Annotated in this window: 23 protein-coding genes and 1 riboswitch; of the genes, 5 read left to right on the top strand and 18 right to left on the bottom strand. The window is 73.0% G+C overall.

Annotated features, from left to right (window positions below):
- Window positions 1-80 precede the first annotated feature (80 nt).
- The 4 genes from fxsA to ACWCV3_RS26765 form a co-directional block, all read right to left on the bottom strand.
- Window positions 81-647: an FxsA family membrane protein gene (fxsA, locus tag ACWCV3_RS26750; RefSeq protein ID WP_451229177.1), complete on the bottom strand. Its 567-nt coding sequence runs from the start codon at window positions 645-647 to the stop codon at window positions 81-83.
- 85 nt (window positions 648-732) lie between these two features.
- Window positions 733-1,521, bottom strand: a complete 789-nt coding sequence (locus ACWCV3_RS26755) for a polyprenol monophosphomannose synthase (RefSeq protein WP_451229180.1) — start codon at window positions 1,519-1,521, stop codon at window positions 733-735.
- A gap of 532 nt (window positions 1,522-2,053) precedes the next feature.
- The gene (locus tag ACWCV3_RS26760; protein ID WP_451229183.1) at window positions 2,054-3,658 is read right to left on the bottom strand and encodes an amidohydrolase; all 1,605 of its coding nucleotides are present in this window, start codon (window positions 3,656-3,658) and stop codon (window positions 2,054-2,056) included.
- Window positions 3,659-3,716: 58 nt separating this feature from the next.
- Window positions 3,717-4,160 (bottom strand): Lrp/AsnC family transcriptional regulator, encoded by a 444-nt coding sequence (locus ACWCV3_RS26765; RefSeq protein ID WP_451229186.1) that lies wholly within the window; start codon window positions 4,158-4,160, stop codon window positions 3,717-3,719.
- Between the two features lie 234 nt (window positions 4,161-4,394).
- Between ACWCV3_RS26765 and ACWCV3_RS26770 the strand changes: the two genes are divergently transcribed.
- Together ACWCV3_RS26770 and ACWCV3_RS26775 are read left to right on the top strand one after the other, a co-directional pair.
- A complete protein-coding gene (locus tag ACWCV3_RS26770) occupies window positions 4,395-4,838 on the top strand; it encodes a hypothetical protein (RefSeq protein ID WP_451229189.1) in 444 nt (147 codons plus the stop codon).
- A 76-nt stretch (window positions 4,839-4,914) separates the two neighbouring features.
- Window positions 4,915-5,154 carry a hypothetical protein gene (locus ACWCV3_RS26775; RefSeq protein ID WP_451229192.1) on the top strand — a complete coding sequence of 80 codons (240 nt, stop codon included), beginning with the start codon at window positions 4,915-4,917 and terminating at the stop codon, window positions 5,152-5,154.
- On the opposite strand, the gene ACWCV3_RS26780 is transcribed toward ACWCV3_RS26775, so the two are convergent.
- The 4 genes from ACWCV3_RS26780 to ACWCV3_RS26795 form a co-directional block, all read right to left on the bottom strand.
- On the bottom strand, window positions 5,117-6,289 hold the full coding sequence (locus ACWCV3_RS26780; protein WP_451229195.1) for an acyl-CoA dehydrogenase: 1,173 nt from the start codon (window positions 6,287-6,289) through the stop codon (window positions 5,117-5,119). The genes ACWCV3_RS26775 and ACWCV3_RS26780 overlap by 38 nt on opposite strands.
- A 655-nt stretch (window positions 6,290-6,944) precedes the next feature.
- Window positions 6,945-8,309, bottom strand: coding sequence for a peptidase C39 family protein (locus tag ACWCV3_RS26785; protein WP_451229198.1), 1,365 nt, complete (start codon window positions 8,307-8,309; stop codon window positions 6,945-6,947).
- Window positions 8,310-8,560: 251 nt separating this feature from the next.
- A complete protein-coding gene (locus ACWCV3_RS26790) occupies window positions 8,561-10,102 on the bottom strand; it encodes an amino acid permease (protein ID WP_451229201.1) in 1,542 nt (513 codons plus the stop codon).
- Window positions 10,103-10,145: 43 nt separating this feature from the next.
- The gene (locus ACWCV3_RS26795) at window positions 10,146-11,102 is read right to left on the bottom strand and encodes a hypothetical protein (protein ID WP_451229204.1); all 957 of its coding nucleotides are present in this window, start codon (window positions 11,100-11,102) and stop codon (window positions 10,146-10,148) included.
- 570 nt (window positions 11,103-11,672) lie between these two features.
- Here ACWCV3_RS26795 and ACWCV3_RS26800 point away from each other — a divergent pair.
- On the top strand, window positions 11,673-12,143 hold the full coding sequence (locus ACWCV3_RS26800; protein ID WP_451229207.1) for a uridine kinase family protein: 471 nt from the start codon (window positions 11,673-11,675) through the stop codon (window positions 12,141-12,143).
- A 455-nt stretch (window positions 12,144-12,598) separates the two neighbouring features.
- Window positions 12,599-14,461 carry an AAA family ATPase gene (locus ACWCV3_RS26805; protein ID WP_451229294.1) on the top strand — a complete coding sequence of 621 codons (1,863 nt, stop codon included), beginning with the start codon at window positions 12,599-12,601 and terminating at the stop codon, window positions 14,459-14,461.
- Between the two features lie 197 nt (window positions 14,462-14,658).
- On the opposite strand, the gene ACWCV3_RS26810 is transcribed toward ACWCV3_RS26805, so the two are convergent.
- From ACWCV3_RS26810 to ACWCV3_RS26850, 9 genes are all read right to left on the bottom strand, one after another.
- Complete coding sequence (locus ACWCV3_RS26810) at window positions 14,659-15,777, bottom strand: hemolysin family protein (RefSeq protein ID WP_451229210.1); 1,119 nt, start codon at window positions 15,775-15,777, stop codon at window positions 14,659-14,661.
- Complete coding sequence (locus ACWCV3_RS26815) at window positions 15,774-17,108, bottom strand: hemolysin family protein (protein WP_451229213.1); 1,335 nt, start codon at window positions 17,106-17,108, stop codon at window positions 15,774-15,776. Before ACWCV3_RS26815 ends, ACWCV3_RS26810 begins: the two co-directional genes overlap by 4 nt.
- A gap of 291 nt (window positions 17,109-17,399) precedes the next feature.
- Window positions 17,400-17,870 carry a PH domain-containing protein gene (locus tag ACWCV3_RS26820; RefSeq protein ID WP_451229216.1) on the bottom strand — a complete coding sequence of 157 codons (471 nt, stop codon included), beginning with the start codon at window positions 17,868-17,870 and terminating at the stop codon, window positions 17,400-17,402.
- A gap of 15 nt (window positions 17,871-17,885) precedes the next feature.
- Window positions 17,886-18,734 carry an ATP phosphoribosyltransferase gene (gene hisG / locus ACWCV3_RS26825; protein WP_451229219.1) on the bottom strand — a complete coding sequence of 283 codons (849 nt, stop codon included), beginning with the start codon at window positions 18,732-18,734 and terminating at the stop codon, window positions 17,886-17,888.
- A gap of 60 nt (window positions 18,735-18,794) precedes the next feature.
- Complete coding sequence (locus ACWCV3_RS26830; protein ID WP_020117406.1) at window positions 18,795-19,067, bottom strand: phosphoribosyl-ATP diphosphatase; 273 nt, start codon at window positions 19,065-19,067, stop codon at window positions 18,795-18,797.
- A 34-nt stretch (window positions 19,068-19,101) separates the two neighbouring features.
- Window positions 19,102-19,587 (bottom strand): 6,7-dimethyl-8-ribityllumazine synthase, encoded by a 486-nt coding sequence (gene ribH / locus ACWCV3_RS26835; RefSeq protein WP_451229223.1) that lies wholly within the window; start codon window positions 19,585-19,587, stop codon window positions 19,102-19,104.
- Between the two features lie 31 nt (window positions 19,588-19,618).
- On the bottom strand, window positions 19,619-20,947 hold the full coding sequence (locus ACWCV3_RS26840) for a bifunctional 3,4-dihydroxy-2-butanone-4-phosphate synthase/GTP cyclohydrolase II (protein ID WP_451229226.1): 1,329 nt from the start codon (window positions 20,945-20,947) through the stop codon (window positions 19,619-19,621).
- On the bottom strand, window positions 20,944-21,585 hold the full coding sequence (locus ACWCV3_RS26845) for a nicotinamide mononucleotide transporter family protein (protein ID WP_451229229.1): 642 nt from the start codon (window positions 21,583-21,585) through the stop codon (window positions 20,944-20,946). Before ACWCV3_RS26845 ends, ACWCV3_RS26840 begins: the two co-directional genes overlap by 4 nt.
- Window positions 21,582-22,187, bottom strand: coding sequence for a riboflavin synthase (locus tag ACWCV3_RS26850; RefSeq protein ID WP_451229232.1), 606 nt, complete (start codon window positions 22,185-22,187; stop codon window positions 21,582-21,584). Before ACWCV3_RS26850 ends, ACWCV3_RS26845 begins: the two co-directional genes overlap by 4 nt.
- A gap of 155 nt (window positions 22,188-22,342) precedes the next feature.
- Window positions 22,343-22,473, bottom strand: a riboswitch (FMN riboswitch).
- A 316-nt stretch (window positions 22,474-22,789) separates the two neighbouring features.
- On the opposite strand from ACWCV3_RS26850, the gene ACWCV3_RS26855 reads away from it, so the two are divergent.
- Window positions 22,790-23,530, top strand: a complete 741-nt coding sequence (locus ACWCV3_RS26855) for an SDR family oxidoreductase (protein WP_451229235.1) — start codon at window positions 22,790-22,792, stop codon at window positions 23,528-23,530.
- A 171-nt stretch (window positions 23,531-23,701) separates the two neighbouring features.
- Here the strand turns inward: ACWCV3_RS26855 and ACWCV3_RS26860 are convergent, their stop codons facing one another.
- Window positions 23,702-24,889: an ROK family transcriptional regulator gene (locus ACWCV3_RS26860; RefSeq protein WP_451229238.1), complete on the bottom strand. Its 1,188-nt coding sequence runs from the start codon at window positions 24,887-24,889 to the stop codon at window positions 23,702-23,704.
- Window positions 24,890-24,994: the final 105 nt, after the last annotated feature.

Raw genomic sequence — 24,994 nt, forward strand, 5'->3', positions numbered from 1 at the left:
TGTTCTGTCGTGTTCTCTTGCGTTCCCGTACATCGTCACGATGTACGGCGCCCGCGGTTCTGCGCTGTCCGGCCGCCCGCTCAGCGGTCCAGCGGCGGCCGGGGCCCGTCGGTGGAGTCGTCGCGGCGCTCGCGGATCACCTCTCCCTGCACCACCTTGCCGTCCGGGCGGTGGATACGGGCCTGCTGGAAGGCGTCCCCGAAAGCGCCCGGCGTGGCCGCCCGCAGCTTGCGGCTCACCACGTGCTCGGTGCGCCGGCGTACCAGGTTCTGCACCGGGGGCAGCAGCAGGAGCAGTCCGGCCACGTCGGAGAGCATGCCGGGCAGCATCAGCAGGAGTCCGGCGAGCATCAGCAGACCGTTGCTGCCGCCGCCCGAGGAGGGCGCGGCACCGCGCCGCAGGGCCTCGTCCAGTTTGCGGAAGGCACGCCGGCCGGCCCGCTTCACCACGACCGCGCCCGCCACGAAGCTCGCCGCCAGGATCAGGAACACGGCGAGGCCGCCGGCCGCGTCCGCGACCAGGATGAGCAGCCAGATCTCCAGCACCAGCCACGCGGCCAGGGCGAGCGGCAGATACCTCCGCGGCGCCGAGCGCTTGGACCGCCCGGTCTGCCCGGCCTGCAAGGGGGTGGATGCGCCTGTCGTCATGCTTCCAGTGTGCCTGGGCCCGGCTCAGTGCCGCGTAAGGGGTGGATCATCCCTTGGCGGCCCGGCCACGTGGGGCGCCGCCCGCCTACCTGCCCTTGCTCTTGATCTTGCCGACGCGGTCGCCCACGCCCCACGCGGTGACCCGCCACAGGGCCTCCACGAGGATGTCCCGGCTCATCTTGGAGTCGCCGAACTCGCGCTCCACGAAGGTGATCGGGACCTCCACCACGTGGTACCCGGCCTTGACCGCCCGGCGGGCAAGGTCGACCTGGAAGCAGTAGCCCTGGGAGGCGACCTCCTCCAGACCGAGCCCCTGGAGCGTCTCCGCGCGAAAGGCGCGGTAGCCGCCGGTGATGTCGCGCAGCGGCAGGTCGAGGGCGATACGGGAGTACAGGCTGCCGCCGCGGGAGATGACCTCACGCGACCGGGGCCAGTTCACCACCCGGCCGCCGGGCACCCAGCGCGAGCCGAGGACCAGGTCGGCGCCCTTGAGGGCGGTCAGCAGACGGGGCAGTTCCTCGGGCTGGTGGGAGCCGTCGGCGTCCATCTCGACCAGGACGCCGTAGTCGTGCTCCAGTCCCCAGCGGAAGCCCGCGAGGTAGGCGGCGCCCAGGCCCTCCTTGCCCTTGCGGTGCAGCACCTGGACGTGGTCGTCCGCGGCGGCCAGCTCGTCGGCCAGCTTGCCGGTGCCGTCCGGGCTGTTGTCGTCCGCCACGAGGACGTGCGCCTCGGGGACGGCCTTGCGTACCCGGCCCACGATGGTCTTGATGTTCTCCGCCTCGTTGTAGGTCGGAATGATCACCAAGGCCGTGCCGAGCGGACCGAACTGCCGTCCTCCGGCCTTGGCCGAGAGGGTCCCGTCGCCGTCGTTCACTGCTGCCCCTTCATGTCGTGCGCAGGCGTCCACCATAGTGGTCACGGCCTGCGATGACGCGGCGGCACGGGGCTCGGGCGGTGTCGGAAGCCGGTGAGCGGGGCAGGAGCCCGCTTTCCGGCGCGTCTCGCGCGGCGGATGGGGCCCGCGCGGCCCTTCGGGCCGGCCTGGGACCCGCTGGCTGCGGATCGACCGAGAGCCGTTGTCTACTGAGCGCGCGGGCCCCGTCCGGGTCACACCTTGCCGACCGGCCGGAGCGCTCCCTCGTCGGCGCGAGCACTGCGCCTGGCTGCCGTCGACGGCGCCCCGGTACGGCACACCGTCCTGACCCAGTGGCGCCGCGACGAGTGTGCGAACACTCCCCGGTCGAACGTCCGTTGGTGGACTCGGCCGAACCTACCGGCCCCCCGCCGTCGGCTGTCAACAGCCCCCTGGCCAGCGGATACGCCGGCACGACCGGGAAATGGCGAGGACGCGCAGGCAGGGCGACCGGGCGGCGCCACCCGTTCGGCTCCCCCGCCGGGCCGGGAGATCACTCGCCTGGCCGTACGAACACCGCCCGCCCTGCGACCACCGTCCGCAGGCAGAGCGGAAGCCCGGCGCCGGGGCTGAGGTCGGGCAGGCCTGGGGTGCCGGAGCGGGGGTCGGTGGACCAGCGGGCCACCCGGTCGTCGGGGGCCTGCACGACGAGGTCGCCGGTGTGCCAGACCGCGTAGTCGGCGGGCGCGCCCGGCACCAGGACGCCCGCGTCGTCCCGGCCGATGGCGCGCCAGCCGCCGCGGGTGTGTGCGGTGAACGCGGCCCGCACCGAGACCCGGTGCTCCGCCGTGCGGTGGAAGGCCGCGGCGCGGACGGTGCCCCAGGGGTCGAGCGGGGTGACCGGGCTGTCGGAGCCGAAGGCGAGCGGCACCCCGGCGCGCAGCAGGGCGGCGTACGGGTTGAGGCTGCGGGCCCGCTCGGCGCCCAGACGACGTGCGTACATGCCGTCCTCGCCGCCCCAGACGGCGTCGAAGGCGGGCTGGACGGAGGCGGTCAGGCCCAGCTCGGCGAAGGCGGCGACGGTGTCGGGGGTGAGCATCTCGGCGTGCTCGACCCGGTGCCGGGCGGCCCGCACGCGCGCGAGGCCGACCTTCTCCGCGGCGGTGCGCAACCCCTCGACCACCGCGGTGACGGCGGCGTCGCCGATGGCGTGGAAACCCGCCTGGAGCCCGGCCTCGGTGCACGCGACGACGTGCTCGGCGACCGCGTCGGCGTCCAGGTAGGCGGTGCCGGTGTGCGGGGCGTCGGCGTACGGCTGGTGCAGGCAGGCGGTGTGGGAGCCCAGGGCGCCGTCCACGAAGAGGTCCCCGGCCGCGCCCAACGCGCCCAGTTCGCGGGCCTTGTCGACGTCCCGCTCGGCCCAGTAGCCGACGACGCGGGGGCCGGGCAGCTCACCGGCGAGCCGCAGCAGGCCGGTGAAGTCGTCCTCGGAGGAGATCTGCGGGCCACCGCACTCGTGCACCGAGCCGATGCCGAGGGATGCCGCGTGCGCGAGCGCGGTGCGCTGGGCCTCGGCGCGCTGGGCCGGGGCGAGCGCGCCGAGAGCGGCCTCGCGGACGCTGTGGTGGTCGTCGGCGGTGAGCGGGGCGTCGGCGCGGCTGACCGCGGCCGGGACGAGATCCAGCAGGGCGGTGCTGACGACGGCGGAGTGGACGTCGGCGCGGGAGAGATAGAGCGGGCGGCCTCCGGTGGCCGCGTCCAGCTCCGCACGCGTCGGCGGACGGCCGCCGGGCCAGCGGGCCGCGTCCCAGCCGTGGCCCAGCAGGACCCGGTCGGCGGGGCGGGCGGCGGCGAACTCCCGGACCAGGGCGAGGGCCGACTCCAGCGTGGGCGCGCCGGAGAGGTCGAGGCCGGTCAGGGCGAGCCCGGTGGCGGTGGTGTGCACATGGGCGTCAGTGAAGGCGGGGGTGACCAGGGCGCCGTCGAGGTCGATCACCTCGTCCACCCCGTCGGCGAAGGCGTCGGCGGCGCCCTCCGAGCCCACCCAGGCGACCTGGCCGCGCTCCACCACCATCGCGGTGGCGAAGGGGTCGGCCGGGCTGTGGACCTCGCCCCGGCGCAGGAGGACGGTCTGGGGGTCGGCGGGCTGCTCACTCATGCCCACCAGTCTCCCCCGTACCCCCGGCGCACCCGGACCGGGGCGCGCGGAAAGGTGCTCAGGAGATCTTCGGCGGGCGCGCCTCGTACGGGGTGGAGAGCACGACGGTGGTGCGGGTGGAGACGCCGGCCAGGGAGCGCAGCCGGGCGAGGAGTTCCTCCAGCTCGTGCGGGGTGGCCACCCGCACCTTGAGGATGTAGTTCTCGTCCCCGGCGACGCTGTGGCACGCCTCGATCTCGGGGACTCCCGCGAGCCGCTCGGCGATGTCGTCGGGAGCGCTGGGGTCGAACGGCTTGACGGAGATGAACGCGGTCATCGGCAGCCCGACGGCCTCGGGGTCGACGACCGCGGCGTAGCCGCGGATGACACCCCGCTGTTCGAGCCGGCGCACGCGCTGGTGCACGGCCGACGTGGACAGGCCCGTGGCCTTGCCCAGGTCCGTGTAGCTCATCCGCCCGTCCTCGACGAGCAACTGCACGATCTGACGGTCCAGCTCCTCCATGCGCCAGAACCTACCGTGCGGTCTCGCGCGCGTGCGCGCGGGGGAACTTCCGCGGGTTCCGATGGCGCGGCACGCGGCATCTGGGCGGATATCCACCGTTAGCCTGTGACGAACGCCACACCATGTGAGCGCGCTGCGTGAGGTTCTCACGGTTACCGCGGAGAACCTGCGGGAAGTGCTTGCTGTGGTCGAGGCCGCAGCGCCTTCTCGACCCAGCCTTAGGGGGAGAATCCCATGCAGAGTGTCAAGCGCCCCGTTCGTTCCGCCGCCAAGCGGCAGCAACTCGTCGTCGAGCCCGAGCCGGAGGGTGTCGAACCGTACTCCGGTGACGCCTACGGTCTCGATGCCGACTACGACACCTTCGAGATGTACCGGGTGATCTGCCCGGACTGCGCGCAGGCCATCGCGCTGCTGGCGGACGAGGAGTCCCTGCCGGAGCACGCGCTGTGCGCCTCGCCGTGGAACCCCTTCGGCCTGACGGCCTGTGCCGGTACGGGCCGCGCGGCGGCGGACGCCCGCCCCGCCGACGAGTCCTTCGAGCCGCAGGAGCAGGACACCGCGCTGCTGCTGACGCTCCCCCAGGGCCTGGACTGGCGCACGCAGCCGTTCTCCCACGTGGGCGGTCCGGGCTCGCGCCCGATGCGGATGCCGGTCATGCGCGGCACGGCCGCCGCCTGACCGTGCGGACGACGCTGAACTGACGCTCGATTCCGCCCCCCGGTGACCTGCCCGGCCGCGCTCGCGTTGGCCGGGCATGACTCCCACCCAGACGGCCACCGGGCGTCAGCGCCGCGTCTACGTGCCCCGGTCGGCGGACGCGACCGCCTCGCCGCACCCGGACCCGCCCATCTACACCGAGCTGATGCGGGTCTGGGCGGACCGGGGCCGCACACTGCCGGGGCGCCACGACCCGGAGTGGGCCGAGCTGGCGGCCCCGACGGTGCGCAGGGGGCAGTTCAGCGACTCTCCGGCCCCGCCAGATGACGAGCGATGACCATCCGCTGGATCTGGTTGGTGCCCTCGACGATCTGCAGCACCTTGGCCTCGCGCATGTAGCGCTCGGCCGGGAAGTCGGCGGTGTAGCCGTACCCGCCGAGGACCTGAACGGCGTCGACGGTGACCCGCATCGCGGTGTCGGTGCAGTGCAGCTTGGCCATCGCGGCCTGCTTGGCGAACGGCCTGCCCGCGTCCTTCAGCCGGGCCGCGGCCAGGTACAGCGCCCGGCCCGCCTCGATCTGGGTGGCCATGTCGGCCAGCAGGAAGCGCAGTCCCTGGAAGTCCGCGATGGGGTGCCCGAACTGCCGGCGCTCGGTCGCGTACGCCACGGCCTGGTCCAGGGCGGCCTGGGCGACGCCGATGGCGCAGGCCGCTATGCCGAGCCGGCCCGAGTCGAGCGCCGAGAGGGCGATGCCGAAGCCCTGGCCCTCGTCACCGATGCGCCGCTCGTCCGCAACCCGTACGCCGTCCAGGTGAACCTGGGCGGTGGGGCTGCCCTTGAGGCCCATCTTCTTCTCCGGCACGGCCGCGCTCAGACCCTCGGCGTCGCCGGGCACCAGGAACGCGGTGATGCCGCGCGGGCCGTCGTCGCCGGTGCGGGCCATCACGGTGTAGAAATCGGCGATGCCGCCGTGGGTGATCCACGCCTTGGTGCCGCTCAGCACCCAGCCGTCACCGTCCCGGACGGCCCTGGTGCGCAGGGAGGCCGCGTCGGAGCCCGAGGACGGCTCGGAGAGGCAGTAGGCGCCGAGCAGGCCGCCGCCGAGCATGGCGGGCAGGTGCTCGACCTGCTGCTGCTTGGTGCCGTGGGTGGCGAGCGCGTACGAGGCGAGGGTGTGGACGCTGACGCCGAGGCCGACGGTGAGCCGGGCCGCGGCGAGTTCCTCCAGCACCTGGAGGTAGACCTCGTAGGGCTGCTCGCCGCCGCCGTGCTCGGGGTCGTAGGGCAGGCCCAGCAGGCCGGCTTCCGACAGGAGGGTGAAGACCTCGCGGGGGAAGCGTCCGGCGTCCTCCTCCTCGGCCGCCTTCGGCGCGATCTCGCGCTGTGAGATGTCCCGGACCAGGGCGAGCAGATCCCTCGCCTCGTCCGTGGGCAGTTGACGCTCCACCGGCTGCGTTTCGCGGTCGGACATGGCGTCGGACTCCTCCCTGTGCGGGCACATCGGCGGATGTGCGCCTTGGGTGGGGCGGCTCCGCGCGATCGCTCCGGTTGCGCCGAGGGCCCGCTTCCGGGTCTCGGAAGCGGCTGACCAGCGGCTTGTGCCGTGAGTATGCCCGATCGGGGACCTCCCGTCACCAGTTAACGACCGCTTACTTGAAGAATCCAGCCGGGGCCGTTACGCGGGGTCGTCCCGGCCGTCCCGGCCGTCCCGGCGGGCCGGGGGCGGAGCCGGGCAGGAGGGGTCCGGCTCCCCCGATGGTGCGCGGGGGCGCCTTCAGCGGCTTGACCAGCAGCTCGCCCGGGGCGGCGGCGGGTCGGCGGCGGGCGGCCGAGCCGGTCGGCCGTGGCGCCTTCGACACCGCGCACCGTCGACGGTGCGCTGGAGGCGGTCCGCTGCGGGGGGGGGGCTGTGGACGCGGCGGTGGATCAGTCCCTTGGCGAGGGCCGAGGGAGAGGAGTTCCGCCGCGGTGGGCCGCGGGGCGGCCGGTGCCGTGCGCTCCGAAGGAGACGGCCGCCCGCTGCTGACACGGACTCAGGCCCTGCCCTGTTGCCGACGCCCGGCGGGACCCGCGCGGTACGGCAGAGGGGGGCCGCCGGGCCGGAGCCCGGCCGCCCCCCTACGGGATCAGCGCACGCCCACCGCCGCGAGCGCGCGGAGCTGGCGCGGGGTCGGGCGGGCCGGGAAGTACAGATAGCAGACGCCGCCCGTACCGCTCCTGACCTTGCCGTTCGCGTCGTAGCGCTTGGTGCGCAGCCAGATGTTCTCCCATTCCCGCCTGGCGTAGACCCGGCGCACCTCGGGGTCGCCGGGCGAGGCGGGGTCGTTGGCGATGACGTCTCCGGAAGCGGTGAAGCCGATGACCGTCATCAGGTGACCGGAGGTGCCGTAACCGGCGCCGGTCAGCTCGGTCTTGAGGAAGGACTGGGAGGTGATGGCCGGGATGCCCGCCGCGATCAGGGTCTCCAGGTCGGTGAGCGAGGTCAGCCGGGTCACCACGCCCTGGATGCCGGGGAAGGTGGCCGCGTAGGCGGCGTTGAACGGCCAGTTGCCGCAGCCGGTGTACTGGTGGTCGTAGGTGTACCGGGCGGCGTGGTCGACCTGCGGGTCGGCGTAGGAGGGGTCGACCCAGGCGAGCTGCTCGGGGGTGAGCCTGCCGCCCCAGTACTCGATGATCATCTGCGAGGAGGTCGGGCTGCACCACGCCTCGCCGCCGTTGTCGTACTCGGGGTACTGGCCCTTGTGGATCTCCTGGGAGTAGCGCGGTACGGCCAGTTCGCGGGCGAGCCCGGGGGTGGAGGCCGGGACGGTGAAGCGGTCGGGGACGTCGGAGCCCATCGCGCCGACCCGCCACACGGTCGGGGTCCGGCGGGTGCCCGGCGTCCGGTACAGGGTGAGGCGCAGCCGGTAGGCGACCGCGCGCAGGCCGGTGCTCGCGTCGTCGATGGCGAAGGTGTCGGTCCACACCGAGCTCTTGCCGTCGCTCTGGTCGTCCACCGAGGTCCGTTTGATGTCCTCGTCGCCCGCGGCCCAGCGGCCCATCACGTACCAGGGGGCGGTCGTGCCGTCGGAGTAGGCGGCCTGGAGTTCGATCTGGAGCCAGGTACCGGCCGGGGTGTCGGCGTTCCAGGACGCGATCAGCTCGCTGGCGGGCACCCGCAGCCGGTGCAGCGGGGAGGTCCAGGTCGCGTACTCCCAGGCGGCGGTGGTCCCGGTGTGCGGGTCGGTGTAGTCGGTGCGGCCCTCCGGCACGGCGATGGCGATGCCGGGGCGCCGGCCGGGCACGGTCCGGACGCCGCGTCCCGTGCCGCCGCGCCAGTCGGGGTGCGTGGTCCAGGCGCGGTTGTCGACGGGACGGGCGGGCGCGCGGCCCGAGTCGTCGGCGGCCGCGGGTGCGGTGGCGGCGGCCGCGGGCGCCGTCCCGGCAGCTACCGCGACGGCGACGGCTGCGGCGAGAACGGTGCGGCGGGACGGCTGCTGGGCTCTGCTCATGGGCGCGACTACCCCCAGGTCCGGGTCGGGACGGTTCAGGTGGACTGCTGTGCGCCGACTCGGGTGCACGGTCGTGCGCCAACTATGGAGCAGCCGACATGCCCCCGCCAGCACTTCGGCGCATGCCGCGCCCATGATTATTGGTCTCGGCCAATGGCGGGAACCGGCTCTCCGGCATGACACGGCCCCGGTGCGGGCGGAGTGCCGTGCACCGGGGCCCTGTCATGGCAGGCTCATGCCACCGTGGCGGATCAGACCAGGTCCATCGCCGCGACCTCGTCGGGACGGCCGTAGCTGACCGGGCCCTGGAAGCGGCGGCGAGCGGTGGCGAACCACCAGAGTGTGGCGACGAGCAGCACGGCCGCGAGCGCGATCGGCGCGTAGTTGAAGGAGTCCACCGTGATCGGGGACGCCTGCGGGAGCATGAACAGCAGGCTGCTGAGCAGGATCCAGACCACCGCGACCCAGCCGATCGGCCGGCCCCAGCGGCCCAGGTGCCAGGGGCCGGGCTGGAAGTCGTCGCCGAGCCGCAGCCGCAGGAAGATCGGCACCGCGTAGGCGAGGAACAGTCCGACCACGTTGACGCTGACGATCGCCGTGAACGCCGTGTGGGACCACCAGCCGGGCACCACCAGGGCGAGCGAGCAGCCCACGGCGAGCCAGACCGCCTTGACGGGCGTCCGGGTGCGCTGCGAGACGGAGTGCCACCAGCGGGAGCCGGGCATCGCGCCGTCGCGCGAGAAGGCGAAGATCTGCCGGGTGTTGCTGGTGAGGTTGGCCAGGCCGCAGAAGAGCATGGCGCCGATGACGATCAGCAGCATGACCTTGGCCGTGCCGATGCCGAGCCCGTCGATGAGGATCTGGACGGGAGGCGCGTCCGAGCCGGCCACCTCGGTGTAGTCGCTCATGCTGTAGACCAGCGCGAGCATCAGGATCAGGCCGGTGATCGCCGAATAGCCGATGGCGCGGGTGATGCCCTTGGGGGCGTTGACGGTCGCCTGGACGGTTTCCTCCGACATGTGGAAGCTGCCGTCGAAGCCGGTGAAGGTCCAGCTCGTGACCAGCAGGCCCAGCATGCCGCCGTAAAGCCCGTTGGTGAAGCCGGTGTTGTTCTCGAAATGCGTGACGAAGGACGCCGACTGGTGGTGATCGGGAATCACGATGAGTGCGCCCACGATCACCACGAGTCCGATCAGCAGCCACCACACGGAAATGCGGTTCAGCACCGCGACGAGCTGGACGGTGTAGGTGTTGGCGAGACCCTGGAGCACGATGATCAGCGCGGTGATCAGCACCGTCTGGTGGGCGGTGGGCTCGTACGAGGACCACTGCAGGGCGATGAACGCCTGGATGAAGGTGGCGGCCGCGTACCCCGTCGCGGCGGTGCCGCCGATCTGCCCGACGAAGTTCAGCCAGCCGGTGAACCAGGACCAGGCACCCTTGTGCCGTTTGGCGAGTTTACCGGCGGAGAAGTACAGCGCGCCGCTGGTCGGATAGGCGGAGGCGACCTCCGCCATGGCGGCGCCGATGAAGAGAACCATCACGGATACGCCGATCCAGCCGAACACGAGAATACGGGGGCCGCCCGCACCCAGGCCGAATCCGAAGGACGAGAAAATACCCGAGAGGACATTGATGATGGTGAAGGAGATCGCGAAATTGTCGAACGCTTTGAAACGGCGCGTGAGTTTGCGCGGATAACCCATCGCGTGCAGGGTCGCGTCGTCGTCGAGCACGACCGGTTCCACGGCCGCCGGAGCCTCGGCCCCTGGCGGCGATATCCGTTCCGACACTGATCTGCCTTTCTGTTGGGGGGTGGACGCGTGAGGTGCGGTCTCAGGCGGGTCCGGGCACGGGCAGTCCGCAGGCGCGCCGGGCGCGGGAGAGCTGTTCGGCGGGGTCACCGAAGGCGCTCCACGGCATGCGCGAGGCGTAGGGGCCCATCGCCGCGAAGACCGCCCGTGCCTCGAACTCGCTCTGGCCCATGACCAGCGCGTGCGCGAGGTAGGCCAGGTCGAGCACCGGGGTGAAGCGGGAACGGGCCACCGTGGGGAGCCAGTTGTGGTAGGCGGCCAGCGCGGTGGAGCGCCACTGCGGCTGCTCCCAGACCCGGTCGGCGAGCAGCTGCGTCGGGTTGTAGCTCTCCACCAGCGCGACCAGCGGCAGCAGCCGGAGGGCTGAGTGGGCGGGGGCGCGCTGGCTGAGGAAGGCGGCCACGTCCCAGGCGGCGTTGACCGTGCCGCCGTGCCGGGTGAAGAAGAACGAGAGGAAGCGGTGGTGGGCCTCGCGGTGCCAGGGATCCAGGGACAGGATGTGGGCGAACAGCCGCCAGGGACCGGGCGGCGCGGTGAGCAGGCCCTGCGGCGCGGGTTCGCGCAAGTGGTGCAGCCGGGCCATGGTCAGCTTGGCGACCCAGGGAGTGGGATCGTCCGGGGCGAGGGCGGAGGCGCGTTCACAGGCGGCCAGCGCTATCCGCTCCAGCGCCTCGGCGCGTCCGTCGCGCGTGTCGGCGGCCCGCATCGCCCGCTGCACGGCCACTCGCGCCCACATCAGCGCGGCCTCGGGCGACGGTTCCTCGGCGAGCCAGCGCTCCACCAGGTCGGTGCCGGCCGCCTCCGAGGCCAGCACCAGCGAACGGTGGGCGCGCAGGGCGAAGTCGGACCGGGTCTCGGCGAGGGCCTCACAGGCGTAACGGTGGCGCCCCGCCCGTACGTCGACGCACACGCTCGCCAGGACGCGGTCGTCGGCCGCCGGGTGCCAGACGTACTGCCCCTCGAATAACTCCGCGGCCATGCTCCCCTGTCCGTCCCGATACGACGCGTCGCAGTTGTGCAGGACGCACCTTACTCACCACGCGACACACCTGGAACGCCGAATTTCACATATCGGTCGGCGGATTCCGGGGGGAAATCTGCACCGATTGACCGCAGGTCGGCGAACGCCTCGGGAAGCAGCGTTTTCCGGCCCGCCCGGCACGTCTCCCGCCCCCCGCTAAGGGCTGTCTTCCAAGGGCTGTCCCGTAATCCCCGGCGGGCGCGCTACGACGGCCACGGCACCTCGCCGCGTTGCCGGATCGTCCGCATACGCCCAGTGTGCTGACGGCCCTCCGCCTTGCGACGCACCGCATCCGACGCCGCGCCCTGATCCACCGGGGATTACGGGGACAGCCCCTAGACTGCTTCCGGCAGTACTCCCCCCGCACCGCACCGCACCTCAGGAATCGCCATTCACGACCTCGCCCGCCGGCTGAGCGCCCTCCCCCCGTCCCTGGGGCCGGTCCGGCTGATCGGTGTCGACGGGCACGCGGGCTCCGGGAAGTCCACTTTCGCCGGACACCTGGCCGCCGCGCTCGGCGGGGCGCCGGTGCTGCACCTGGACGACATCGCCACGCACGACGAGCTGTTCTCCTGGACCGCCCGCCTGACCGCCCAGGTGATCGAGCCGCTGGGCCGGGGACGAAGTGCGCGGTACGCCCCCTACGACTGGACCCGGCGCGCCTTCGGCCCACCCCGCGTCCTGCCGCCCGCTCCCGTCGTCCTCGTCGAGGGCGTCGGCGCCGGGCGCCGGGCGCTGCGCCCGCACCTGGCGGCCCTGCTGTGGATGGAGCTGGACGCGCGGGAGTCCTGGGCGCGCGGCCGCCGCCGGGACGGCGAGGCCCAGCGGGAGTTCTGGGACGGCTGGACCCAGGCGGAGCGGGCACACTTCGCCGGCGACCCCTCACGCCCCCACGCGGACCTGGTGGTGCGCGCGACACCTAGGGGGTACGAGGTGGCGGCAGGGCCCGCGAGCCCCCTCCGGGCGGAATCACCCGCCCCGCACCCTCACTCGGAGTGACGAGCGGGCCGCTGTGTGCTGAACTTGTGAAGACGGTCGGCCCGGAAGTTCGTTCAGGGCTCCAACCAGGCTTGACCTGCCGCCCTTACAGGTCTTACGTTCTCCACACACGGCCCCTGGCGGGCCGTCCCGAGGACACGAAGCCCCCGATTGTTCCCCCGTGATCGGGGGCTTCGTTCTGCCTCCAGCCGGATTCCGGGGCGCCGAATGCGCCGATTTGATCACGCTCGGTGACCGCGCCCCGTGCGCCCCGCATGCTCCCACCTCGCCAAACGCCCCCTGCGGCACCCTTCGGCAGCCGGTGCCCCCGCGGGTACGATGCCCTCGGTGCGGCCTTCGAGCAGCAGCCTCGCGCACCGGCAACTCCGGTCCGCGGTGCAGTGGTTCGACCGCGGCGACCGCCGAGCGCCTGCCCGGCGGGCAACCAACGGGGGGCACGGTTCGTGGGGGACGTGATGGACTTCGGCACGCAGGGTCCCGAGGCCCCGGCCGATCTCGCCTGGGTGCGGGGCGTGGACGCCTACACGATGGGCGCCTACCCGCAGGCCGAGGAGGAGTTCCGCGCCGCGTCGCGGATGGACCCGGGGATGGCCGACGCCTGGCTCGGGCTGCACGCGCTCAGGGTCGACACGACCACGGCGCTGCTTCGGATGTTCAAGCACCGCGACCGCTTCGGCGAGCAGCGCGCCCGGCACCGACGCTCCCTCAACTCCTGGTACTGGCTCGGCTGGTGGGTGCAGCCGGTGCTGGAGAGCCCCCGCGATCTGCTGCTTGCGCACGCCTCGCACTGGCTGGACGGCCGCCATGTGCCGGAGCTGGACCGGGCGCTTGCCGGGCTGCCGCCCGTGGACACCGATCCGCAGGTGCGGTTCCTGCACGCCTGCCGCGCCTATCTGGTCAAGGACTGGGACCAGTTGGTCCGGCACACCGACCCGCTGCTGGACGATCCGCTGCTCGGCATAGAGGCGGGCCTGTTCGGCGGCATGGCCCGCGTCCGGCTGGAGACGTACGGGCAGGCCGAGCCGCTGCTCGCGGCCGCGCTGATGCGCTGCCGCAGCGAGCAGCCGCAGCGCAAGGAGCTGCGCTACTGGCTGGCGCGCGCCCACGAGGGCACCGGCCGCAGCGCCGCCGCTCTCCCGCTGTACCGGGCGGTGCACCGGGTCGACCCGGCGTTCATGGACACCTCCGCCCGGCTCGCCGCCATCGCCGAGGGCGACGGGTACGACGACCCCGCCGACTTCGCGGCGGTCACCCTGTCCGGCGCCGGCCAGGACACCATGGACGGCCCCGACACCCTCGACCCGCTGTTCGGCGCGGAGGGCCGGGACCTCAGGTTCGCCGAGCCCGACCCGGTGGCCGGCCCGCTGCCCTCGGCCGGGGACCGCGCGGTCCGTCTCAGGAGCGGGCTCTCCCCCTCCAACCTGCCGGCCGGGCCGACCGATCCGGGCCTGCTGGAGGAGGCGCTGGCCGAGCTGGAGCGCATGGTGGGTCTGGAACCCGTCAAGCGCCAGGTGAAGGCGCTCTCGGCGCAGCTGAACATGGCCCGGCTGCGCGCCGGGCAGGGGCTCCCGGTCCAGCCGCCGAAACGGCACTTCGTCTTCTCCGGCCCCTCCGGCACCGGCAAGACCACGGTGGCCCGCATCCTCGGCCGGGTCTTCTACGCACTCGGCCTGCTCGGCGGCGACCACCTGGTGGAGGCCCAGCGGGCCGACCTGGTCGGCGAGTACCTCGGCCAGACCGCGGTGAAGGCCAACGAACTGATCGACTCGGCCATCGGCGGGGTCCTCTTCGTGGACGAGGCGTACGCGCTGTCCAACTCCGGCTACGGCAAGGGCGACGCCTACGGCGACGAGGCGCTCCAGGTGCTGCTGAAGCGGGCCGAGGACAACCGGGACCATCTGGTGGTGATCCTCGCCGGGTATCCCGAGGGCATGGACCGGCTGCTGGCGGCCAACCCGGGTCTGTCGTCCCGCTTCACCACCCGCGTGGACTTCCCCTCCTACCGCCCGCTGGAACTGACCGAGATCGGGCGGGTGCTCGCGGCCGAGAACGGGGACGCGTGGGACGAGGAGGCGGTGGAGGAGCTGCGCTCCATCGCCGGGCACGTGGTCGACCAGGGCTGGATCGACGAACTGGGCAACGGCCGCTTCCTGCGCACGCTGTACGAGAAGAGCTGCGCGTACCGGGATCTGCGGCTGTCCACCTGTCCGGGCCTCCTCTCCCGCGAGGACCTGGCCACCCTGCGCCTGCCGGATCTGATGCAGGCGTACGGCGAGGTGCTGTCGGGGCGGGCGCCGCAGGACCCGTCGGCGATGTGACGGGCCCCGCGGCCCGGCCGGTCTGAGCCGGCCCGGCGGCCTCTCGTCCGAACCACGCCGGGCTCGCGCGGTCCGGCACGGCACCTCGCCGCGTTGTCGCATCGCCCGAGTACATCCAGTACGCGGGCGATGCTCCGCCTTGCGACGCACCGCACCGGACGCCGCGAGCTTTCCGGCAGACCTTTCCGGTCACAGCACTAGGTGGCCAGGGCCTGCTCCGGGTCCTCGCTCTTGCGCGGCCGGGCCGGGGTCGGGCGCAACGGCGCCGGTTCCGTCCTCGGCGCGGCCTGCGGGGTCTCCGGGTGGGCCGGGTCGTGGACCTCGCCCACCAGCAGCTCCAGCGCGTCCTCCAGCGCGACCAGGCCCAGCACCCGGCCGGAGGCGTCCGCCACCTGGGCCAGGTGCGTGGCGGCCCGGCGCATGACGGTCAGCGCGTCGTCCAGCGGGAGCTCGGCCCGCATCGTGGCCATCGGACGCCACACGTGCTGCGGCACGGCGCGGTCGGAGTCCTCGAGGTCGAGGACGTCCTTCACGTGCACGTACCCCATGAAGGCGCCCGCGCCGGCGGCCACCGGGAAGCGGGAGTAGCCGGTGCGCGCGGTCAGCTCGACGATCTCCCCCGGGGTCACCGAGGGCGGCACGGTCACGAGGGTCTCCCGTCTGAGGAGGACATCGGTGACCGGGCGGGAGCCCAGTTCCAGCGCGTCCTCCAGCCTCTCCTGCGCCTCCGGGTCGAGCAGCCCGGCCTGGCTCGAGTCCTCCAGCAGGCGGTTGAGCTGTTCGCTGGTGACGACGGCCTCGACCTCGTCCTTGGGCTCGACGCGGAACAGCCGCAGGATGCCCTGCGCGCAGGCGCCGAGCGCCACCGTGACGGGCTTGCAGATCCGGGCGAAGTACACCAGGCCGGGGCCGAGCCACAGCGCGGCCTTCTCGGGTGCGGCCATGGCCAGGTTCTTCGGCACCATCTCCCCGATGACCAGGTGGAAGAAGACCACCGCGGCCAGCGCGATCACGTAGCCCAGCGGGTGGATCATGCCCTCGGGCAGATGGACGGCCTCGAACAGCGGCTCCAGCAGATGGGCAACGGTCGGCTCGGCCACCGCGCCCAGGGTCAGCGAGCAGACGGTGATGCCGAACTGGGCGGCCGCCATCATCTGCGGCAGCCGTTCCAGACCGTGCAGCACCTGGCGGGCGCGCGCGGTGCCGAGCGGCTCGATCTGGCTGCGCCGGACGGAGACGAGCGCGAACTCGGCGCCGACGAAGAATCCGTTGGCGAGCACGAGCAGCGCGGCGAAGAGAAGTTGGACGACGCTCATCGGGCGGCCTCCGTCTGCTGGGCGGCGGGCGCCGTCCGGACCAGGCGGACCCGCTCGGCGCGGTAGTGGCGGACCTGGCGCACGGACAGCCGCCAGCCGGGCAGCTCGGCCCGGTCACCTGGGGCAGGGATACGGCCGAGCAGGTCGGCCACGAGCCCGGCGACGGTCTCGTACGGGCCCTCGGGGGCGTCCAGGCCGATGCGGGTGAGGACGTCGACGCGGCAGCCGCCGTCCACGTCCCACGCGGGACGGCCGTCCTCGGGCGGAGCGGGGGCGACTTCCGGCACCACCTGGCGGTCGTGCTCGTCGCGGACCTCGCCGACCAGTTCCTCGACGATGTCCTCCAGCGTGACCACGCCCGCGGTGCCGCCGTACTCGTCGACGACGACCGCGATGGGCTGCTCGCTGCGCAGCCGGGTCAGCAGGGGGCGCACCGGCAGGGTCTCGGGCACCAGCAGGGCCTTGCCCGCGATCCGGGCGACCGGGGTGCGCAGGCGCTCGGCCGCCGGGACCGCGAGGGCGTCCTTGAGGTGGACCATGCCGACGACCTCGTCGATCCGCTCCCGGTAGACGGGGAAGCGGGACAGGCCGGTGGCACGGGTGAGGTTGACGACGTCCTCGGCGGTGGCCGAGTCCTGGAGCGCGCTGACCTTCACCCGCGGGGTCATGACGTGCTGGGCGGTCAGGTCGCCGAGGGACAGGGTGCGGACGAACAGATCGGCCGTGTCCTGTTCCATGGCGCCGGCCCGTGCTGAGTGCCGGGCCAGGGAGACCAGTTCGCCGGGGGTGCGGGCGGAGGCGAGTTCGTCGGCGGGTTCGACGCCGAGGGCGCGCACCAGCCGGTTGGCGACCGTGTTGAGCGCGGAGATCACCGGCCGGAACAGCCGCGAGAACAGGTGCTGGGGGCCCGCGACGAACCGCGCGACCTGGAGCGGCTTGGAGACCGCCCAGTTCTTGGGGACCAGCTCACCGACGACCATCTGGATCGCGGAGGCCAGCAGCATGCCGACCACGACCGCGACGCCGGAGGCCGCGCCCTCGGGAACGCCGAGCGCGCCGAGGGGGCCTCCGAGCAGGTCCGCGAGGGCCGGTTCGGCGAGCATGCCGACGACGAGCGAGGTGATGGTGATGCCGAGCTGGGTGCCGGAGAGCTGGAAGGAGAGTTCCTTCAGCGACTCCACGACCGTACGGGCGCGCTTGTCGCCCTCGGCCGCGGCCTGCTCGGCGTCCTGGCGCTCGACGGTGACGAGGCCGAACTCCGCGGCCACGAAGAACCCGTTGGCCAGGATCAGCAGGAAGGCCGCTCCGAGGAGCAGCAGGGAGATGCTCATGATGCCGCCGCCTCCGCGTGCCCGCGGGCCGGATGGTCCGCGGTATGTCGGCAGGGGGCGGCGCAGGTACTACAGGACGATCCGTCCATCGCCGGAGAGGGTCACTCCTCGGATAGCAGGGAAAACCTCCGCGCGCCGGGCGTGGCACGACGGAGGCGGAGGCGCGTGGAAAGGCCTCCGCCAACAGATTAGTCAAGACCGGGGCAGGTGCGGCAAGGGTGACCGCCCCCGAGTGGCCCCCGGTCCGGTACCCCGAGGGGCCCCGGAGGCCGCGCTCGGCCCGCCGGGACCTCAGCTTCGGGGGAACTCGGGATCAAGCGGCGCCTGCTGCTCCACCAGAGTGCGCAGGCTCCGCGCGTCGGCGATGGCGCGCTGCTTGGCGACGCCCGGCTGGATGCCGAGCGCGGCCAGGCTGGTGCCGTCGCTGAGGTCGAGGAACACCCACGGGTCGCCCGGACGCAGGTTGACACGGACGATCTCGGCCCAGGCCAGCTTGCGGCTGCCCGCGATGTTGACGACCGTGACACCGGACTCGTCGGCGACGACCTTCACCCGCGCCAGCCGGGCCAGCACCCAGGCCATCAGGGCGCCGGTGACGATGAAGCTGAGGCGCTCCCCCGGTCCCATGTCCAGCAGGAGGGCGACGGCGGCGACGACCACGAAGATCGCCAATCCGGCGGTGAGCAGGATCACCCGCGTGCGTTCGGGCCGGAAGGTGACGGGGAGGGCGGGCGGGGCGGGGGGCGGGGAGAGCTCGGACATCTGACTCGCGGTTCCTCAGAGACGGCAGGCGTGGATGGCCGTGGTCAGGATGGCACGGGCCCCGATGGCGTAGAGGTCGTCCATGATCCGCTGGGCGTCCTTGGTGGGGACCATCGCGCGCACGGCGACCCAGCCCTCGTTGTGCAGGGGCGAGACGGTCGGGGACTCCAGGCCCGGCGTGAGCGCCACGGCATTCTCGAGCTGCTCCACACGGCAGTCGTAGTCCATCATCACGTAGGTCCGCGCGACCAGGACGCCCTGGAGGCGGCGGAGGAACTGCTGGACCTTGGGCTCGTCGGTGCCGGCGCCGGTGCGGCGGATGACGACAGCCTCGGACTTCATGATGGGCTCGCCGAAGACCTCGAGGCCGGCGTTGCGCAGCGAGGTGCCGGTCTCCACCACGTCCGCGATGATCTCGGCCACACCCAGCTCGATGGCGGTCTCCACGGCGCCGTCGAGGTGGACCACGGGGGCGTCGATGGCGTTGTCCGCGAGGTGGCGGGCGACGATGCCCTCGTAGGAGGTGGCGACCGTGCGGCCCTTGAGGTCGGCCGTGCCGGCGAAGGTGCCGGGGCGGGCGGCGAAGTGGAAGGTGGAGCGGGCGAAGCCGAGCGGGAGGATCTCCTCGGCTCCGGCGCCGGAGTCGATCAGCAGGTCCCGGCCGGTGATGCCGATGTCGAGCTGGCCGGAGGAGACGTAGATCGCGATGTCCCGGGGGCGGAGGTAGAAGAACTCGACCTCGTTCACCGGGTCCACGGTGCGCAGTTCCTTGGACTCCCGCCGCTGCCGGTAGCCGGCCTCATGCAGCATGTCCCCCGCAGGTCCGGACAGGGAACCCTTGTTGGGGACGGCGATGCGCAGCATGAGGTCGGCTTCCTTCGTGTGACGGGGCGGTGCGGTGGGTTCGGCGTACGGGGGGACGGATCACAGGTGGGCGTAGACGTCGTCCAGCGAGATGCCGCGGGCGACCATCATCACCTGCACGTGGTACAGCAACTGCGAGATCTCCTCGGCGGCGGCTTCCTTGCCCTCGTACTCGGCGGCCATCCAGACCTCGGCGGCCTCCTCGACGACCTTCTTGCCGATGGCATGGACGCCCTTGCCCACCAGTTCGGCGGTGCGGGAGGTGGCGGGGTCGCCGTTGGCTGCCTTGTGCTGGAGCTCGGTGAAGAGCTCCTCGAACGTCTTATTGGACATGGTGGTCCTCAGCCTACGCGGTCCGGACGGGGTCTCAGTGCCAGGGTTCGGACACCGAACGGAGTGTGGCGGCCGTGGCCACGGCCGCGGTGACCGCCTCGTGGCCCTTGTCCTCGCTGGAGCCCTCGAGACCGGCGCGGTCCAGGGCCTGCTCCTCGGTGTCGCAGGTGAGGACGCCGAAGCCGACGGGGACGCCGGTCTGCACCGACACCTGGGTGAGGCCCTGGGTGACGCCCTGGCACACGTAGTCGAAGTGGGGGGTGCCGCCCCGGATGACGACACCGAGGGCGACGACGGCGTGGTAGCCGCGGTCGGCCAGGACCCTGGCGGCGACGGGGAGTTCGAAGCTTCCGGGGACCCTGATCAGGGTCGGCTCGTCGATCCCCAGGTCGTGCAGGGCGCGCAGGGCGCCGTTCACCAGGCCGTCCATCACCTTGTCGTGCCACTGCGCCGCGATGACGGCGACCCTGAGGTCGCTGACGTTGCGTACGGACAGTTCCGGTGCACCCTTGCCGCTCACGTTGCTCCTTAGCGCTGTTCGTTCGGTTCGTTCACTGGTTGCCGCAGGTGGACACCGCGGGGGTGTCCAGCCAGGGCAGGTCATGGCCCATCCGGTCGCGTTTGGTGCGCAGGTACCGGACGTTGTGCTCGTCGGCGTGGACCGGCATCGGCTCGCGGCCGGTGACCTTGATGCCGTGCCGGGTGAGCGCGTCGGTCTTGTCCGGGTTGTTGGTCATCAGCCGGACGTCGCGCACGCCGAGGTCGGCGAGGATCTGGGCGCCGGCCGCGTAGTCGCGGGCGTCGGCGGGCAGCCCGAGTTCCAGGTTGGCGTCCAGGGTGTCCCGGCCGCGCTCCTGGAGTTCGTAGGCGCGCAGCTTGGACAGCAGGCCGATGCCGCGGCCCTCGTGGCCGCGCAGGTAGACGACGACTCCCCGGCCCTCGGCGTGGACGCGGGCGAGGGCGGCGTCGAGCTGGGGGCCGCAGTCGCAGCGCAGGGAGGCGAAGACGTCGCCGGTGAGGCATTCGGAGTGGACGCGGGCGAGCACGCCGGTGCCGTCGCCGATGTCGCCGTGCACGAGGGCGACGTGCTCGACGCCGTCGGGGGCCCGGTAGCCGTAGGCGGTGAAGGTGCCGTGCCGGGTGGGCAGGCTGGTCTCGGCCTCGCGGCGGACGCCGGGCGCGAGGCCGAGGGGCGCTGTCGCGGTCTGCTCGGCCCCGGCCGCGCGGGCGCGGAGGTGAGCGACGAGGTCGGCGATGGAGATGATCGTCAGGCCGTGCTCGCGGGCGAACGGGATCAGCTCGGGCAGCCGCAGCATGCGGCCGTCCTCGCCGGCGATCTCCACGATGGCTCCGGCGGGGCGCAGTCCGGCGAGCCGGGCGAGGTCGACGGCGGCCTCGGTGTGGCCGTCGCGGACCAGGACGCCGCCCTCGCGGGCGCGCAGGGGGAAGATGTGGCCGGGGCGCACCAGGTCGGCGGGCTGGGCCGTACCGCCGGCCAGCAGCCTGAGGGTGGTGGCGCGGTCGGTGGCGGAGATGCCGGTGGTCACGCCGTGCGCGGGCGAGGCGTCCACGGAGACGGTGAAGGCGGTCTTCATCGACTCGGTGTTGTCCTCGACCATCTGCGGCAGCTTCAGCCGGTCGAGTTCGGCGCCCTCCATGGGCGCGCAGATCAGTCCCCGGCACTCGCTCATCATGAAGGCGACGATCTCGGGGGTGATCTTCTCGGCGGCGATGACGAGGTCGCCCTCGTTCTCCCGGTCCTCGTCGTCCACGACCACCACGGGCCGGCCCGCGGCGATGTCGGCGACGGCCTGCTCGACGGGATCGAGGCGGAGGTCTTCGATGCTGTCACGGGGGTGCAGCGGGGGTGCTGAGGTCATGCGGGCGTTCCTTCCAGGACGGGCCGCGCGGTCCCGCGGGAGCGCAGCCACCAGTCGCGCATGCCCCACAGGACGAGCGCACCGTAGATCACGTAGACGAAGCCGGAGAAGGCGTAGCCGCCCGCGAAGTTGAGCGGGACGCCGACGACGTCGACGAGCAGCCAGGCGATCCAGAACTCGACCATGCCCTTGGCCTGGGCGTACATCGCGACGAGGGTGCCGACGAAGATGTAGGCGTCCGGCCAGGGGTCCCAGGACAGGGACGGGTACGCGGTGAAGACCAGCGCGACGGCGACGGTGCCGGCGGCGGCCGCGGCGGCCATGGCGGCGCGTTCGCGCCAGGTGGCGAAGCGGGGGGCGATGTGGCCGTCCGCGGCCCTGCCGCGGCTGCGGCTCCACTGCCAGAAGCCGTAGAGGGCGACGGCCATGACGACGACCTGCTTGCCCGCGCTGCCGGCGAGGTGGCCGTAGAAGGCGGCGAAGAGGACCAGGCCGGAGACGAACTGGACCGGCCAGGTCACGAGGGAGCGGCGCCAGCCGAGCGCGAGGGCGGCCAGGCCGAAGAGGTTGCCGATCATGTCCGACCAGAGGATGTGCTGGCCGAACAGGGTGAACGCCTCGGTGTTGAGCGAGTTCACGCGCCTGCCTCCTGTCCGGCGGCGAGCAGCCGCTCGACGTACTTGGCGATGACGTCGACCTCGAGGTTGACCGGGTCGCCGGGCTGCTTGTGGCCGAGCGTGGTCAGGGCGAGCGTGGTCGGGATGAGGCTGACGGTGAAGAAGTCGGGGCCCGCCTCGACCACGGTGAGGCTGATGCCGTCGACCGTGATGGAGCCCTTCTCCACCACGTAGCGCGACAGGGCAAGCGGCAGCGAGATCTTCACGATCTCCCAGTGCTCGGACGGGGTACGGGCGAGAACCTCGCCGGAGCCGTCGACATGGCCCTGCACGATGTGGCCGCCGAGGCGGGCGCCGACGGCGGTGGGCCGTTCGAGATTGACGCGGGAGCCGACGGCGAGGGCGCCCAGGCTGGAGCGCTTGAGGGTCTCGGCCATCACGTCGGCGGTGAACTCGTCACCCTCGTGGTCGACCACGGTGAGACAGACGCCGTTGACGGCGATGGAGTCGCCGTGCCGCGCGCCTTCGGTGACGACGGGGCCTCGGAGCCGGAAACGGGAGGCGTCGCCGAGGTTCTCGACGGCGGTGACCTCGCCCAGCTCTTCCACGATTCCGGTGAACACGTCCCCGGTCCTCCTGCCTCTTCGGGCACGGACTCCGGGGGCCGGTCGATGACGACGGCATGGACGAGGGGAATGCACCGGATCACGACGCCGAGAGGGACCCGTCCCGAGGGACGAGACCTGGATACGACGGCGCGCATGGTGATGCCCGCCCGCCGCGCACTGCCTCCCATCCGGACTTTAACCGTCGGTCCAGGAATTTCACCTGGTCAACCGGCCGCTGGAGGCGACCGGGTCGCGGACTGTAACCGCCGGTTCGGACTTTCACCGACCCCGGAGTGCGCTGCTTCTGGTACACCGCAAGTCTGCCACGCCCACCCGCCGGTCATACAAGGGGTCGGTGTGGGCTGTCTCACAGGGCGGCCGTCCGGGTGGTGCCCGACACAACACTCCTACCCCTGATGGGAGTTGCGATTGGTCCGGACCTATTGACGAGGTGGTCTAGTCCTTTTATGGTGCGACCGGACCCGGCGGCGGTGACGACGGCCCTTGCCCTCCGCCGGGTCACCCCAGCGGCATGTCACATCCGCCGGGCCGGAGCCGTCCTGGTTCGTGGGGGCGTGCCGGACGGGCCGCCCCACACCTTCGGGAAGGCGAGCGGCATGACCACGATCCTGGTGACGGGCGGCACCGGCACACTCGGCCGGCCGGTGACGGAGAGGCTCCGGGCGGACGGCCGCGAGGTGCGGGTGCTCAGCCGGCACAGCGAGCCGTACGCGGCCGATCTCCGCCGGGGCGGCCCCGCGCTGGACGCGGCGCTGACCGGCGTGGACATCGTGGTGCACTGCGCCAGCTCCCCCGACGGCGGCGACGAGAGGGCGGCGGCCCAACTGATCGCGGCCGCGCGGCGGGCCGGGGTGGCGCACCTGGTGTACATCTCCATCGTCGGCGTGGACCGGGTGCCGCTGCCCTACTACCGCGCCAAGCTCGCGGTGGAGCGGCGGATCGAGGAGTCCGGGCTCGGCTGGACCGTGCTGCGCGCGACCCAGTTCCACGACCTGATCGCCGCCTTCCTGGGCAGACTCACCGCACCCCCGGTGGCCCTCCTCCCCGCCGCCCTGTCCGACCAGCCGGTGGAGGTCTCCGAAGTCGCCGACCGCCTGGCCGGGCTGGCCCTGTCCGCCCCCGCGGGCCGCGTCCCCGACATGGGCGGTCCCGAGATCCGCTCCGTCCCCTCCCTGGCCCGCGCCCACCTGGACGCCACGGGCAGACACCGCCGCCTGCTGGAGGTCCCGCTGTTCGGCCGGACGTACGGCGCCTTCCGCGCGGGCGGCCACCTGGCTCCGGAACAGGCGGTGGGCAAGGGGACGTTCGAGGAGTACCTGGCGCGCCGGTTCGGCTGAGCGGAGGCCGGGACCGCCGCGTACCGGGAGCGGGAGGGGTCGGGCGTGCCGGCGGGCCGAGGACCGCCGCGTCGTCCCGCATCACGACGCGGCCGGGGATCCCCCTGCTCACAGAGCACGACGGACGACGCGCGGGGCGTCGGGGGCCGGGCGGGACGCCGCGGGCACGCTCTACGGCGCGAACAGCTCGTCCTGGGCCCGGTCGCGGGCCGTCAGCAGGGCGCCGCGCAGGACCGCCGCGCCGCCGAGGGTGCCGGGGCGGACCTCGGCGGGCAGGGGGGACAGCCGCTTCAGGCGGGCGTCGACGCGCCGGGCGAGAGCCTCACCGCCCGCCTGGCCGACCTCGCCGCCGAGGACCACGCAGCCGGGATCGAGGATGGCGGTCACGGCGGCGGTGCCGATGGCGACGCGGTCGGCGAGGGTGTCGAGGAAGCGGATGGCGGGCGCGTCCTGGGCGGTCACCGCACGGGCGACCAGCCGTGCGGCTCCCGGTCCGTCCAGCGGGCCTTCGGCCAGAAGGCCCTGCTCGCGGGCGAGGGCCCCGATCGCGGCGGCGCCCGCCAGGGCGTGGAAGCCGCCGTCGCAGTCGGTCGCCGAAGGCAGCGAACCGGTGCCGGGGACGGGCAGGAAGCCGATCTCCCCGGTACCGCCGGAGGCGCCCCGGCGGAGGCGGCCGTCGAGGACGACTGCGGCGCCGACCCCGTGTCCCAGCCACAGCAGCACGAACGTGTCCCGGTCGCGCGCGGCACCCTCGCGCTGCTCGGCGACGGCCGCGAGGTTGGTCTCGTTCTCGACGGTGACCCGCGCCCCGGGCAGCCGCCGCTGGAGGGCCGCGACCAGACTGCGGTGCCAGCCGGGCAGTCCGCTGGAGTCGCGCAGGTCACCGGTGGCGGGGTCGACCAGGCCGGGCGCGCCGATCCCGACGGTGTGCAACCCCGTCCAGGCGCCCGGCCCCGCCTTCCGCGCCGCCTCCTCGACGGCCGCGACCGCCTGCTCGACGGCGGGGCCGGTACCGCCCCCGGCGTCGATGGGCGCCGCCACCTCCGCCAGCACCCGCCCGACCAGGTCGGAGACGAGCACCAGGACTCCCCCGGTGCGGACGTCCAGGGCGGCGAGGTGGGCACGGTCGGCGGCGATGCCGTAGAGCCGGGCGTTGGGGCCCCGGCGCTGCTCCCCCGACTCCCCGACCACCCTGATCAGACCGGAGACGGTGAGGCGCTCGACGAGGTCGCTCACGGTCGGCCGGGACAGTCCGGTGAGCTGCTTGAGCTGTCCCGCCGTCAGCGGGCCCTCCTGCTGCAGCAGCCGCAGGGCGAGCCGGTCGTTGATGGCCCGTGCGGTGCTCGGTGATGCGGGCATGACGGGCATCCTCCCAGACGCGGACCTCCGAACGCGCTCTGCCTATCAGGCAGGGTCCCTGATAGTTTGCGCGGGTGCCGGAGGGCGGCACAGCGGGCGATCCCC

This window comes from Streptomyces sp. NPDC001781 (assembly GCF_053596035.1).